This is a genomic window from Paenibacillus nuruki (assembly GCF_001721045.1).
GTDB classification, from domain to species: Bacteria; Bacillota; Bacilli; order Paenibacillales; family Paenibacillaceae; genus Saccharibacillus; species Saccharibacillus nuruki.
This window is the reverse complement of sequence record NZ_MDER01000046.1, coordinates 113,833-127,131: the sequence shown is the minus strand read 5'-3', so window position 1 is coordinate 127,131 and position 13,299 is coordinate 113,833. Positions and strand designations below refer to the sequence as shown.

The following is a 13,299-nucleotide window of genomic DNA, read 5'->3' as shown; positions in this document are numbered from 1 at the left end:
ATTATAAATACTTTTATAAGTAACTATTTTACATATTTATCCTGTTAAATATATAAAAATATTATATATCAATAAAAAGGATGTTATATTTCAAATTTATTCCTAATTTCATAGTGGATATATGGACAACATCATATAAAACTTTTGTCTCGTTATCATTAAATTAAAAATGCTTTTTCTAAACGTAATCGATCACGTTAGAAAAAGCATTTTTTAATAGTTAGTTCTATAGAGAAGATTGAATTCTAAAGAACAACCCAAGATTAGAATAATGCGCTTGGTGATGTATTGATTTTCCAAAATCCGTTTACTAATTCGAACTTAACCAGCATACGCTCTACTGGATGTGCATCTTTAACATAAGGAACGGTCAAACGATATACACGAGCGGTATCAGTCATGCTGATCATTTTAGCAGTAGAACGGTTAAATTCTAACATGCTAGCTTTTTCAGTGACCAATTGTGCAAGTTTACCATTGTTTTCGATGATATATTTTTGAATATACGCTTCACTCGCTTGTTGCGTATACGTTTCTTTCAAATAGGCTAACAATTTAGCATGTGTATCAATATCTGTAGACAAATAGCGATATGTTTTGTTATTTAGAGAAAAAGTAGCGTTCGTTGTAGATGGTTTACCACCGGTGGATGTATATACATATCTTTTTTCAGCTTCGACAATCAGTGGAGTTACACTATCATGATTTAACTTTTTCACTCCAGTCCATACGCCATCTTTTGTATAATAAGAGACTGCTGGTGTTGTAGCAGTAGTTGTGGTGGATGCTGTTGCTTTAGATGCATTAGCAGCAGGTAATGCTGGAGTTGAAGATGCTGCTTGCACCGAATGTGCTGAATATAACGATGCCGTTACCAAAGCAGTAAGTGCCCAAGTGCCAATAGCCAGTTTGTTTACTTTTTTCATTATTTCATGTCCTCTCAAATGTGCTTTCTTTTATTTTGAAATCTGTAATCGTTACTATGTAACCTCTTTATTATGACATATACATAACCTATATACCACTTTCGCTCAATATTTAACCATTTATATCCATTAGGAGTAGTAAATGCAACTTTTTATTTTAGTTCACGTCTATTATAACGTTCTTATATTATAATTTACACATTTAGTCTACTAAAGGAGGTATAACAAATGATATATTCTATGATTCGCTCTACTGCCAAAATTGTTGCAATTGCCTTATTATCTAGCACTTTTTATGTCGTTCTATTCACTACTGTACATACAGATCAATCAGCAACTGCTTATGCTGAATCATCTACGTCTCAGTCTATTATTCAAGTCATGCTCAATGAAAGTAATATTACACAAGATCTTAAAACCTCACCTCTTATGATTCAAGGTTCAGTCTATTTGCCTTTGCGAGAAATCAGTCAAAAAGTAGGGATTCATACGTATTGGAATAGCTCTCAACATACCATTACACTAACTTATCCTAAATATTTAACAGAATTAAATCAGAAAAAAGGAACAGTGAAGATCAATAGTAAAATTAAAAATCTTCCACAAGCAATACGTACGATCAAAAATACTACGTATGTACCTGCCCGTATGATTGCAGAAGCTTCAGGTCAGCAAGTGATTTGGAATAGTAAAAAACAAGTCATTACATTCAAGTCCAATACCACCTATGCTAAAGCAAATAGCAAAACGGCTACTGTCTGGTTCAATAATCAAAATAATGAACTGTACTTCTCTTCTTCTTCTTTTGCCAAACCAGTTTTGGCAGGCAAATTGCAAGCCAAACTTGAACATCTGGTACGTCTTCAAGTCTATGATATCGGTACAAGCGGTCATACGGTTGAATGGTTAGATAATTTTGGTGAACCAATGATCAATTATGATTTTTATACAGCTTTTGTCAAAGATGATAAAATAGTTCGTCAGGCACACGCTGATTACTGGCAAAGGTATGATCAAAATGTTATCCAATACAAAGACAATGCTGTACTTGTTAATAAAGATACACTTGAATTTTTAGATTTTTCAGGCAAAGTCACTTCTCGTTATAACTTAGCCACCCTCACAGGTATACAAACTAATTACTCGGTAGTTGGAATCACTGATACGTATTTAATTGTTCGTCCTAATCATACAGGTCTTCTTACATTAATTGATTTACGAGATAAGTCTAGTGTTCTTCTATATAAAAAGTTGTTGAATAAAGAAGAACAAGAGTATTGTGAACTTAATGATGTGCCTTATCATGGAGATGATCTGATATTTACAGGTGAAAATACAAATGGAGCTTTGACTTTTGAAAATCATGGTTATTCAAAAAGCGGAGTGAAAAAGTATGTATATGTGATGAAAGATTGATATTACCCGTTTAGAAGAGATAGAATAATTGGATTCACTACAATCATTACTTTTTAGATTTTATGAAAAAGATAAATAAAACAAATTGCGTTATTATCAAAAAAATCGGCGATATCCAATCTATTCTTAAAGGAAATACCATTAATAGAATAAAAGCAAGATATAACCCTTGTACAATTGAAAATCTAACCGATTTCATATTGTTAAATAAAGAATCTACTAATATAGTCAGTAAAAAGAAAGATATAATAATAACACCAAAAAAGCATATCATGTTAATTTTTGCTGACCAACCGATAGTTTGAGAAACATTAATATATATAAAAATACTTAAAACGAAATACATAAGTACTACCATTACAGAAAATACGGGTCTAACTATTTTAATTGAAAACAATATAAACTGCTCTACAGTAGATACTTCTTGAATAGCTATAGGCATTTTATTTACCTCATTTTTAATAGCTATTTTTATCACATTCAAAGTCGCTTCTGAACGGTTACTATAGAATAATTCTATTTTGCTCCTTAATTTATAATCAAAATAGATGATACATTCGGAAAGCTTATTAATAAGTTCATTTTGATCTTGAAGGCTTCTACTGCTTTTTTCATAAATAGATAAACCTGCTTGTAACTTATAAAGTAATTCGTTCTTTTTAATAGCTACTGCCTGTATATTTTTATCATTTTCAGCATACATAGTCGCAAATGTTTTGTACATAAATACAAAAAAAGTCGCTACACCTGCAATGACAAACTTAGTACTGGCGCTCAATGTATTAAATTGCTCATACATCGCTTGAATATCGATCATCTGCATATTGTATCCCCTACTCTTATGTATTATATTCACAGCAAAAAGGAATTGAATAAAAACTATTCAATCCCCTCTACTATGATTTTCTAACAATAACTTTGCTGTTCACTAAGTCATTTCATATGGGTACATATTAACTTTATTTATTGTATTAAGGTAACAACTGCTCAACAGCTTGACGAACATCTGGTTGATCGAGTTCTCGACCAAAGATTGATACGCTTCCGCTATCTTCACGGGAACGAATTAAGCGTCCCATACCCTGGCGAAGACGAAGTAACATATAAGGCATATCAACTTCTTCAAATGCATTAACAGCCTCAGCACGACGTGAAGCAAACAGTGGATCGTTAGATGGGAATGGTAATGACCAGACAATCACATTGGACAATGATGGTCCCGGAATATCTAATCCTTCCCATAGGGTGACTGCACATAATACACTGGTCTCATCTTGTTGGAAAGCAGAGATCAAATGACTAATCTCAGCCGATCCTTCGTACAAAATCCGATACTTAGCATATCCTGTAAGACTTTGTGTACTTTGACGGAAAGCGGCTAATTCTTCGATAGACGAGAATAAAATCAATGCACGTCCACCCGATTGATCTAACAATTCCAGTACACGTTCAGACTGAACATGGACCGCATTCAAGTCGAGCAATCCCAAAGAAGCTCCAGAAGTTGTTGTCACCCCTGGTAATACAGGCATTAGATTCGCTTGCATCTGCTCTTTGTAATCATAAGGAGATGCGACCGAGAAGGACAAATATTTATCAATTCCTAGACTATGCGCAATATAATCGAAAGAACCTTCTACCGATAAGGTAGCTGAAGAGAAAATAACAGGCATTTTTTTAGCAAATACTTTCTCATTCAGAATTTCTTTTACTTTTTTCGGCATAATCACTAAGGTAAGATCAGCTTCTTCCCCTGTCACCCAAGAGATCAATTGATCTTGTCTACGGCAAAGGTTAAGTGCAATTTGAATCATTTCTAGATGTTCTTCTACAATCTTCAACTGATAATCATCCAGTGTAAATAATGCACTTTCAAATACCAATTCTTCTTCAATGACAGCAATCTGTGCTTGCACACGTCCTACTTGATTCATAAGATCGGTATTCCAGTTGATTTCTTTCCGATCCGATGCAGGTACAGGCTGGCTATACTTCGCTAACTTCTCGAATAAGATATCACTTTCCAAAATCACTTCTTCAACAGCTAGCGCTAACGTCTCACGAACTTCGCCTTCTAACAAACGCACTACAATACTTTCAAAAAGCGAATGTTTTAATTTGTGTGTGAGTGCATTTTGAGCCGCCGTTTCAAGCAAATGCCCTTCATCAAAAACAACAGAGCTATGATCAGGTAGCAAAGGAAGTTGTCCTTCACGTTTACGTGCATCATATGTCCAGACATGTTCCATATAAAAGTCATGCGAACAAATAATCAAATCAGATGATTTGCGATAATGTTCACGCGATAATGTTTGCCCACAGCGATGACGTTGCGGACAGACCAGACAGTCTTGGAATACATCCCAACCAATTCGGCTCCATTCGCCATCGGTTAATTCAGGATATTCTTTACGATTCCCATACGGGTAAAAAGATTGCATCGTATCTGGATAGTGAACAAATTCAGGCAAACCTGCATAGATATCACGATAGACATCACTTTCAGTTGCATCGTCACGTACGACATCCAATTTGTTCAAGCAGATGTATTGGTCTGGCGATTTCCCAAGACGGGCATCGACGACCAAGTTCAAATGCTTAGCCAGTTTGCTAATATCGCCTTCTGGTTTTACCAACTGCTCGATCAACGACTCATCTGCACAAGCAATAATAGCAGGCTTACGTGTATACCGGGCATAAGCAATCGCATACAAAAGATACACTAATGTTTTACCTGTACCTACGCCAGCTTCTGCAAAAATAGTTTTCTTTTCGGCATATGCTTTTTCCAATTGAAAAGCCATATAAATCTGTTCGTCTCTTACCTCAAAGCCGGCTTCGGGTAAAATATCATAAAATACATCCGCGATCCAATCACTCGCTTGCTTAATAAATGGTTGTCCGGGATCAAATGTAAATGGATAAGTGTTCAATCCGTGTATTCCTCCAAATGATCTAATTTAGTGCATCCTTTCATTATACCTCAAATGTGAACAACAAGGTACAACTGATTATGAACAAATTTTTCACATTTCAAATCCTCTCTCTGCATAGCCCAAAAAGTCGCACGATTCAGCGAATCATCCACTGAAAAGTACGACTTTTGTTCAACTCATATTCTTATTGAAATTAGCTTGCAAGAATATCCATCATTAGTGTATATCTCTTATTTCAATAACCCTTTTTGCTGTAAAAAGGCGGTTGCCACTTCAGATGCAGGCTTCCCTTCGACATCTACCTGATAATTCATGGCGCGCATTTCATCATCAGTGATCTGACCGGATAAGCGCTCTAATGCTTCTGCCACTTCAGGATATTGCTTTAATGTCTCATCCCGCATCAATGGGGCACCTTGATAGGGTGGAAATAATCCTTTGTCATCTTTGAGCACTTTTAGCTTATACCGTTGTAGTTCACTATCTGTCGAATACGCATCCATCAATTGAATATCACCGGATGCGATCGCACTATAACGGAGTTTGGGCTCCATCGTTTGCAAATTAGGGAAAGTGAATCCGTATAATTTGGTTATCCCAATATATCCATCATTACGATCGGCAAATTCGCGTGTAAATCCAACTTTAACTTGTGAAGATACATTTTGCAGATCAGACATGGTTTCCAATTGGTTCTGTTCTGCATATGCCTCTGGTACAGCTAATGTATACGTATTGTTATATTTCATCGGTGCTAGCATATCCATATTGAACTTTTTGGACATGCCTTCTTTGGCTTGATTGTATACTTCTGTACTATCTGTACTGACAGCATCTTCTTTAAGGAATTCTGCCAGAGCTGTACCTGTAAATTCAGGATAGATATCAATATTTTTATTTTTTAAAGCGTTGAATAAAAATGTAGTTTTACCCATGCCTGGCTTTAGTTCAACTGTTAAGCTTGTATCTTGTTCGATCAATTCTTTGTACATATTAATCAGAATTTCTGGTTCTGCACCCAGCTTACCTGCAATCACCAAATCTTTTTGCGTATTGTTGAACAACGGAATCACACTAATTGCAATTACAATTAATGCTGTAGCAGATAACCAGATGATCGATTGTCGGAATGATCTTTTTTCAATCACACGTAGTAATAGATCGAATATAATCGCAAGTAACGCTGCCGGTACCGCTCCTAAGATCAGTAATGCTGTATCATTGCGATCGATCCCTAGTAAAATAATATCTCCTAACCCACCTGCACCAATCAATGCAGCCAGTGTAGTTGTTCCAATAATAAGAACCATCGCTGTACGAATACCTGCCATAATAACAGGCATCGCTAAAGGCAACTCGACTTTGAACAATCTCTTCATCGGTGTCATACCCATAGCATCTGCGGCTTCGATTAAAGAAGGATCGACTTTTCGAATACCTGTATATGTATTACGCAAAATAGGCAACAATGCATAGATCACTATCGCTACAATAGCAGGTACAATACCAATCCCTAGTAACGGAATCAACAGACCAAGCAAAGCCAGTGAAGGAATCGTCTGTAATACAGCGGCAACGCCTAGCACTCCTTCTGATATTTTCAAATGACGAGCGATATAGATCCCTAAAGGAATGGCAATAATCAAAGCACATAATAGCGCTACAAAAGAAATCAGGATATGTTGAGTTAATGCTTGTAATAATTGATCCTGACGCTGAATCATGACTTCCCACAAATTATTCATTATTCAGCTTCTCCTTTGCTATATACAGACGTTTTTTGGAGTAGTGAAGGTAATGGATTGGATTCTACTTGTACCGAACCAAAAAATTCACTAACAAAAGGATCTGCTGGATGATGTAACAATTGTTCTGGTGTATCCGCTTGAATAATATGCCCTTCACGCATCACACCAATACGATCTCCTAATTTAAGCGCTTCTTGAATATCATGAGTTACAAATACAATCGTTTTCTGAATGGTCGCTTGTAGTTCTAACAGATCATTTTGCAATCGTTCTCTCGCCAAAGGATCAAGTGCACTGAAAGGTTCATCCATCAAAATAACGGGTGGATCAGCAGCCAGTGCACGTAATACACCAATCCGTTGTTGTTGCCCTCCAGATAATTCATCTGGTTTACGTGTACGAAACACTTTAGGATCAAGTCCAACCATATGAAGAAGTTCATCGATTCGTTGATCTGTTTTTTTACGATCCCATCCGCATAATTCAGGTGTAATCGCTATATTTTCTTCTACCGTCATATGTGGAAATAAAGCAATCTGTTGTAGCACATACCCTATTCCTTGTCGCAATTCATGTACAGGCATATGATTCACTTGTTGGTCGTTGATTTCAATCGATCCTGAACTTGGTTCAATCAATCGATTGATCATTTTGAGTGTTGTTGTTTTACCACATCCACTAGGCCCAACCAGTACAAAAAATTCTCCTTTTTGGATATGTAAATTCATCGGATGTACAGCAATCGTACCGTCTTCATATTGCTTCGTGACTTGTTGCAACTTAATCATAAATCTGCCTCCTCTTTATCATCCATCTGATCTTTATAGGTTATGTATAACATCAGCGCCGAACCAATACATTCGACCGAGTTTTCATACAAACAAATTTTGCGTAATCAAATAATGGCATATTGACTATATTTCACTTCTTTTACTATTACCCAAGTTATATCTAATGGAACACTTAAACAGAAATACGAAAAAAAGACTCTACAAGCGATTAGCTTATAGAGTCTTTTAAAGCATTAACGATACATAGCTTTATTATTGTTGTCTCAATAGTAACAACTTATTTTCTAGGTAAGTTCAACGGATCGCGCTCATCGCCAACTCGACCATCATTTAAATCAGGATCAACATTTACGTTATCAAGACCTGTTCCTGTTGTGGAAGCAGTCGTTGTTGTATCTGTATCATAATATCTAGTATTAGAAGCTTGATTTTTGCGGAAGATATCATATACAGTCACTTGACGACCTGTCTGCTCATCAACCAACACTAGAATTTGTCCTTCTTTTACATTGTTTTCGTATTCTTTTGCTTGATCTTCAGGAATACCTAGTCCGATAAGTCCACCAACAAGTCCGCCACCAGCAGCTCCAGCTGCGGCTCCTGCTAATGTTACTGCGATTGGACCAGCTGCCATGATAGGACCAAATACGGGAATAGCCATCATTCCGATACCTGCAAGAAGTCCTGCAACACCACCGATAGTACCGCCTGCTGCTGCTCCTGTTGCAATACCTTCAGGTGCTTTTGTTCCTGTTTCTTCACTAATATGCTTCAAGTCTTTTTTGTCTTTAGCAATAACAGAGATATTGTCTTTGTTAATACCTGATGCTTTTAGATCTTCGATAGCTTGACTCGCTTGTTGCTCGGTTTGAAATACGCCTACTAATTTATCGTTGTTCAATTCGTTGTTGTTTGTATTCAAATTATTATTTTCCATGATGTTTTCCTCCTTGGGATGTATACCAAATTTGTATTTAGATTTCGTGTGACTCTGATATAGACTTAACCGTATAAAAATATTTAAAACACTTAATTTGGATTATTTAGAATTATTTTGTAATTCATAAATGATATTGTTTGTTCATATAACAACGCACTTCTTATCGTTGATTACGATGTAAAGGGTTAGTTGTATTCGCCGCTACATCTTCTTTGATAACAGGCTCATTTTCACGTGCTAGAAGTTCTTCTTGACGTAAACGTAGCGCTTGCTCTTCTTCTGTTACTTGTGAACGATCATGATCTGTGTGATCTGTTGTTACGGTATGATCCACAGGTGCACTTAAATGATCAGTTGTCGGGATAGTCGGAGACGCTGAATCTTTGCGACCATAAAATCGACTATTTGAAGCATGGTTGGTGCGGAAAATATCATAAATTTGATCACGATGACCTGCTGACTCATCGACCAAGACTAGAATTTGTCCTTCATTAACATTGTTCTCGTATTCTGCGGCTTCATCTTCAGGAATACCAAGTCCAATAAGACCGCCTACTAGACCACCAGCACCGGCGCCTACTGCCGCACCTGTCAAAGCAACTACGATAGGGCCTGCTGCCATAATTGGTCCAAATACAGGAATAGCCATCATTCCTAAGCCTGCAAGAAGTCCTGCTGTACCGCCTAGTAATCCTCCAGCTGTTGCGCCTGTTGCAATACCTTCAGGAGCTTTTGTTCCTGTTTCATCACTAATATGTTTTAGATCTTTTTTATCTTTAGCAATAACAGAGATTCGATCAGTAGAAATACCTGCTGCTTTCAATTGCTCGATCGCTTGAGTCGCATGTTGCTCGTCTACAAACATTCCTACAACTTTGTCATTTGTTTGTTCATTATTCATCTCATTTACATGGTCATGGTTCATCATTTTCATTCGTCCTCCTCAGGATCAATACACATTTTGGAAAACCAGATTGTCATGAATATGTTTAGAATGTAGTTATAATTGTGCAAACAATAATATGCACTTTTTTTTATATATGTTTTAGGTGTCTATTATAGTATTAACCGTATAAAAGTGATTAAATCAGCTAATATTGGTTTATATAGGTGGTATTTTGATCCTATTATTATCATTTTGAGCTTACCTATGCAGGTTCTCTGTTCAATAACTATTTATACTTCTGATTATTCATTTCCGTAATATTATACAAATACGTTCATAACTTATCTTTCATTTCTACTTTATGTATCCATAAAAATACGACTATATTAAAAAAAGCGATAATCATTTCACTATGTCATAGACAAAAATTAAATATTTCAATTTTGTCATTTATAGTGATAGATTATCGCTTTATCATATGGCTAATGATTAGGAATTTAAGCCCTTAGTCAGATCTTCTATTAAATCTTCTATATCTTCAATCCCTACAGAAATCCGTACAAGACCTGGCGTAATACCTAGCTCTGCTCTGCGTTCTGCTGGAATAGAAGCATGCGTCATACGTGCAGGCACCGAAATCAAGCTTTCCACTGCGCCTAGACTTTCAGCTAATGTGAAATACGTTAATTTTTTCAGTAATGCCGCTGCTTTCTCATCGCTACCTACATCAAATGAAATAATACCACCAAAGCCAGCCGTTTGCTTTTTGGATAATTCATGTTGAGGATGAGAAGTAAGTCCGGGATAATACACTTTGCTTACTGCTGGATGTTCTGATAAAAAAGTAACGATTTCGTGTGCATTACGTTCTATCGCTTCCATACGTAGTCCTAATGTTTTGATACCCCGAATCAATAACCATGCATCTTGAGGACCCAAAATTCCACCAACAGCATTTTGGATAAAATGAATATCTTCAGCTAGCTTTTCATTATTGACAACGACCAAACCTGCTACAAGATCACTATGACCACCCAAATATTTAGTCGCCGAGTGAAGTACAATGTCTGCACCTAAAGGAATCGGATTTTGCCAGTATGGTGTCGCAAAGGTATTATCGACGACAAATAATAGATCATGTTCATGAGCGACATCAGCTACTGCGCGAATATCGGTTACTTTAAGCAATGGATTGGTTGGTGTCTCCACATAGATTGCTTTCGTATTGGGCTGGATCGCTTGACGAATCGCTTCAAGATCAGTCGTATCTACAAAAGTAGACTCAATCCCAAGACGAGCCAATACTTTGGTGAAAATCCGATACGTACCGCCATAGACATCATCAGTTAACAGCACATGATCCCCTGTATTGAACAAAGTGAATACGGCATGAATAGCCGCCATACCTGAACCAAAAGCAAATCCTTTGAATCCTTCTTCCAAATCTTTGATCAATTCTTCTAAAGCAAATCGAGTTGGATTACCTGTACGTGAATACTCATATCCTTTGTGTACACCGATTTCTTCTTGCTTGTACGTACTGACTTGATAAATAGGAACGTTGACTGCGCCTGTATGTGGATCGCCGGAGATACCGCCGTGAATTAATTTTGTTTTGCGTTTCATAGTTAAATACCACCTTCATAAATTTGTTTACTCAAATAACGTTCACTGCTATCCGGAAAAATAGTAACAATATGTGCACCATCAGGCGCTGTTTCAGCTTCTAGTAGTGCTGCATGTAACGCTGATCCTGCGGAGCTTCCGATTAGTAGCCCTTCTAAGCGAGCCAATTCAGCGACACGGTTAAAAGCATCTTCATCACTGATGGTATGAATCGCATTGAAATAAGATTTATCCATAAATTCTGGAATCATCTCCATGCCAATGCCTTCTGTTTTGTGCGAACCGGATTCGCCACCATTGATAATAGAACCTTCTGGTTCGACGATCACTGTTTTAAGATTGGGATTTTGCTCTTTCAAGTAACGACTTGTGCCCATAAATGTACCGCCTGAACCTGCACCGGCTACAAAAACATCAACTTTCCCTTCGAGATCGTTCCAAATCTCAGGTCCCATCGTTTGGTAATACGTTTTGGGATTATCAGGATTGGTGAATTGTCCCGGACAATAAGCCCCGGGAATCTCTTCAACCAGTTCACGTGCTTTGTCGATTGCACCACGCATACCTTTAGCTGTCGGCGTATGTACAATTCGAGCGCCTAAAGCTTTCATAAGCGTCTGCTTTTCAATACTGAATTTCTCAGGCACTGCAAAAACAACAGAAATATCTTCATGGATCGCTGCCATCGCTAGACCGATCCCTGCATTTCCTGCTGTCGCTTCTACTAATGTACCGCCCGGTTTGATTTTGCCTGTAGCTAGTGCTTCATGAAGTAGTGCTTTACCTACACGATCTTTAACACTGCCTCCCGGATTCATAAACTCCAACTTAGCGAATAAACGAATACCTCGTGGTAATGTATAGGCATTGATCTCCACAAGAGGTGTATTTCCGATCAAATCCATCGTACTGCGATATAAAGCCATTCTATTTTGCTCCTTTAATTACGTAATCATTATATGATGTTATATGAACAATAATAACGAATATTGCATTTTAAACCACTGGTCAATAAATAGAAAAATAAAAAAACCAATTAAACAAATAGGAATTATAAATCTATATTCTGAGTGTAGTAAGATTACGATTAAAAGTCAAATATCTTTACACTTATTCTCACTATGACATAAACTATTCAGCTCACTTTTAGAATTAAAAAAGGTCTATACACATTCACTATGTTACAGCGAATGTGTATAGACCTTTTGATAACGCACTCTTTTTCAAGCCATCCTAAAGCTATTTCTCTTCTCCCGGAGAACGTCTGGCAAAATCAACAAATTGAAATTTGTCCAAGCGATGTCTGGATTCTGTGTACTGAAAAAGAGTCGTATCTTCCAAATGCACATAATTACGTACAACCACCACATGAGTGTACTGCTTTAAATCTAGCAATTCTTTATCCTCCGCTGTGGCATCTTCAACCGAGATGACTTTTTTGGCATAACTGATCTGCAAATCCAATTCATTTTCCAGATAAGCATAGATCGATCCACTCGCGATTTCCTTCGTTAACAACGGGACAATATCTGAGCGAAAATAATCTTTGTCTAAAATGACTTTCTCGCCTTCAATATTGCGCGCGCGAATCACTTGCCATACCGTTGCATGTTTGTCGGTTTCCAGATGACGAGCTACAGCATGAGGAATAGGAATATGCTCTGTCGTATACACAATCGTTTGCGACTTCCGTCCAATCCGTTCTGACATTTCTTTAAAACTAACCAGACCACTTAATGGAAAGTTCATTCGCCCAAGATCCAAGACAAATGAACCTTTCCCTTTGATTTTATGAATAAAGCCATTCTCTGAAAGCAATTGAAGTGCTTTACGAACAGTTTCACGGGAGATACCATATTCTCTGGTTAGATCATTTTCAGACGGAAGCTTGGTGCCTGCGGCTATCTCGCCGGATTGTATACGTTCTGAATAATCATGATAAATTTGTAGAAAAATATTAGTATTCACTTGTCATCACCACATTTATTGTAGCACTTTTTAAATGATCTGAAATCAGCAAATTATTTTCT

At 37.1% G+C, this 13,299-nt stretch carries 11 protein-coding genes; 1 reads left to right on the top strand and 10 read right to left on the bottom strand.

All coding sequences use genetic code 11. The features are described 5' to 3' along the window. Positions 1–263: 263 nt before the first annotated feature. A complete protein-coding gene (locus PTI45_RS14255; RefSeq protein ID WP_069328268.1) occupies positions 264–926 on the bottom strand; it encodes a DL-endopeptidase inhibitor IseA family protein in 663 nt (220 codons plus the stop codon). A 228-nt stretch (positions 927–1,154) separates the two neighbouring features. Between PTI45_RS14255 and PTI45_RS14250 the strand changes: the two genes are divergently transcribed. Next, positions 1,155–2,342 carry a copper amine oxidase N-terminal domain-containing protein gene (locus tag PTI45_RS14250; protein ID WP_069328267.1) on the top strand — a complete coding sequence of 396 codons (1,188 nt, stop codon included), beginning with the start codon at positions 1,155–1,157 and terminating at the stop codon, positions 2,340–2,342. A 46-nt stretch (positions 2,343–2,388) separates the two neighbouring features. On the opposite strand, the gene PTI45_RS14245 is transcribed toward PTI45_RS14250, so the two are convergent. From PTI45_RS14245 to treR, 9 genes are all read right to left on the bottom strand, one after another. Next, the gene (locus PTI45_RS14245; protein ID WP_069328266.1) at positions 2,389–3,165 is read right to left on the bottom strand and encodes a hypothetical protein; all 777 of its coding nucleotides are present in this window, start codon (positions 3,163–3,165) and stop codon (positions 2,389–2,391) included. Positions 3,166–3,313: 148 nt separating this feature from the next. Next, entirely contained in the window at positions 3,314–5,275 is a 1,962-nt protein-coding gene (locus tag PTI45_RS14240; protein ID WP_069328265.1) for an ATP-dependent DNA helicase, read from the bottom strand. A gap of 233 nt (positions 5,276–5,508) precedes the next feature. Next, entirely contained in the window at positions 5,509–7,023 is a 1,515-nt protein-coding gene (locus PTI45_RS14235) for an ABC transporter permease/substrate-binding protein (protein WP_069328264.1), read from the bottom strand. Next, positions 7,023–7,814 (bottom strand): ABC transporter ATP-binding protein, encoded by a 792-nt coding sequence (locus PTI45_RS14230; protein ID WP_069328263.1) that lies wholly within the window; start codon positions 7,812–7,814, stop codon positions 7,023–7,025. The genes PTI45_RS14235 and PTI45_RS14230 overlap by 1 nt, the downstream gene beginning before the upstream one ends. Before the next feature lie 280 nt (positions 7,815–8,094). After that, complete coding sequence (locus PTI45_RS14225) at positions 8,095–8,754, bottom strand: general stress protein (protein WP_069328262.1); 660 nt, start codon at positions 8,752–8,754, stop codon at positions 8,095–8,097. Positions 8,755–8,917: 163 nt separating this feature from the next. Further along, on the bottom strand, positions 8,918–9,685 hold the full coding sequence (locus tag PTI45_RS14220) for a general stress protein (protein ID WP_069328261.1): 768 nt from the start codon (positions 9,683–9,685) through the stop codon (positions 8,918–8,920). Positions 9,686–10,132: 447 nt separating this feature from the next. Continuing rightward, the gene (locus PTI45_RS14215; protein WP_069328260.1) at positions 10,133–11,269 is read right to left on the bottom strand and encodes a bifunctional cystathionine gamma-lyase/homocysteine desulfhydrase; all 1,137 of its coding nucleotides are present in this window, start codon (positions 11,267–11,269) and stop codon (positions 10,133–10,135) included. Between the two features lie 2 nt (positions 11,270–11,271). Beyond that, positions 11,272–12,195 carry a PLP-dependent cysteine synthase family protein gene (locus tag PTI45_RS14210; protein ID WP_069328259.1) on the bottom strand — a complete coding sequence of 308 codons (924 nt, stop codon included), beginning with the start codon at positions 12,193–12,195 and terminating at the stop codon, positions 11,272–11,274. Positions 12,196–12,508: 313 nt separating this feature from the next. Continuing rightward, positions 12,509–13,237, bottom strand: coding sequence for a trehalose operon repressor (gene treR / locus PTI45_RS14205; RefSeq protein ID WP_069328258.1), 729 nt, complete (start codon positions 13,235–13,237; stop codon positions 12,509–12,511). Positions 13,238–13,299 lie beyond the last annotated feature (62 nt).

Excerpts from the sequence above, each read along its gene's own strand:
- PTI45_RS14255 (WP_069328268.1), bottom strand. The coding sequence starts at position 926 with ATGAAAAAAGTAAACAAACTGGCTATTGGCACTTGGGCACTTACTGCT.
- PTI45_RS14245 (WP_069328266.1), bottom strand. The coding sequence starts at position 3,165 with ATGCAGATGATCGATATTCAAGCGATGTATGAGCAATTTAATACATTG.
- PTI45_RS14235 (WP_069328264.1), bottom strand. The coding sequence starts at position 7,023 with ATGAATAATTTGTGGGAAGTCATGATTCAGCGTCAGGATCAATTATTA.
- PTI45_RS14250 (WP_069328267.1), top strand. The coding sequence starts at position 1,155 with ATGATATATTCTATGATTCGCTCTACTGCCAAAATTGTTGCAATTGCC.
- PTI45_RS14215 (WP_069328260.1), bottom strand. The coding sequence starts at position 11,269 with ATGAAACGCAAAACAAAATTAATTCACGGCGGTATCTCCGGCGATCCA.
- PTI45_RS14210 (WP_069328259.1), bottom strand. The coding sequence starts at position 12,195 with ATGGCTTTATATCGCAGTACGATGGATTTGATCGGAAATACACCTCTT.
- PTI45_RS14225 (WP_069328262.1), bottom strand. The coding sequence starts at position 8,754 with ATGGAAAATAATAATTTGAATACAAACAACAACGAATTGAACAACGAT.
- PTI45_RS14230 (WP_069328263.1), bottom strand. The coding sequence starts at position 7,814 with ATGATTAAGTTGCAACAAGTCACGAAGCAATATGAAGACGGTACGATT.
- PTI45_RS14220 (WP_069328261.1), bottom strand. The coding sequence starts at position 9,685 with ATGATGAACCATGACCATGTAAATGAGATGAATAATGAACAAACAAAT.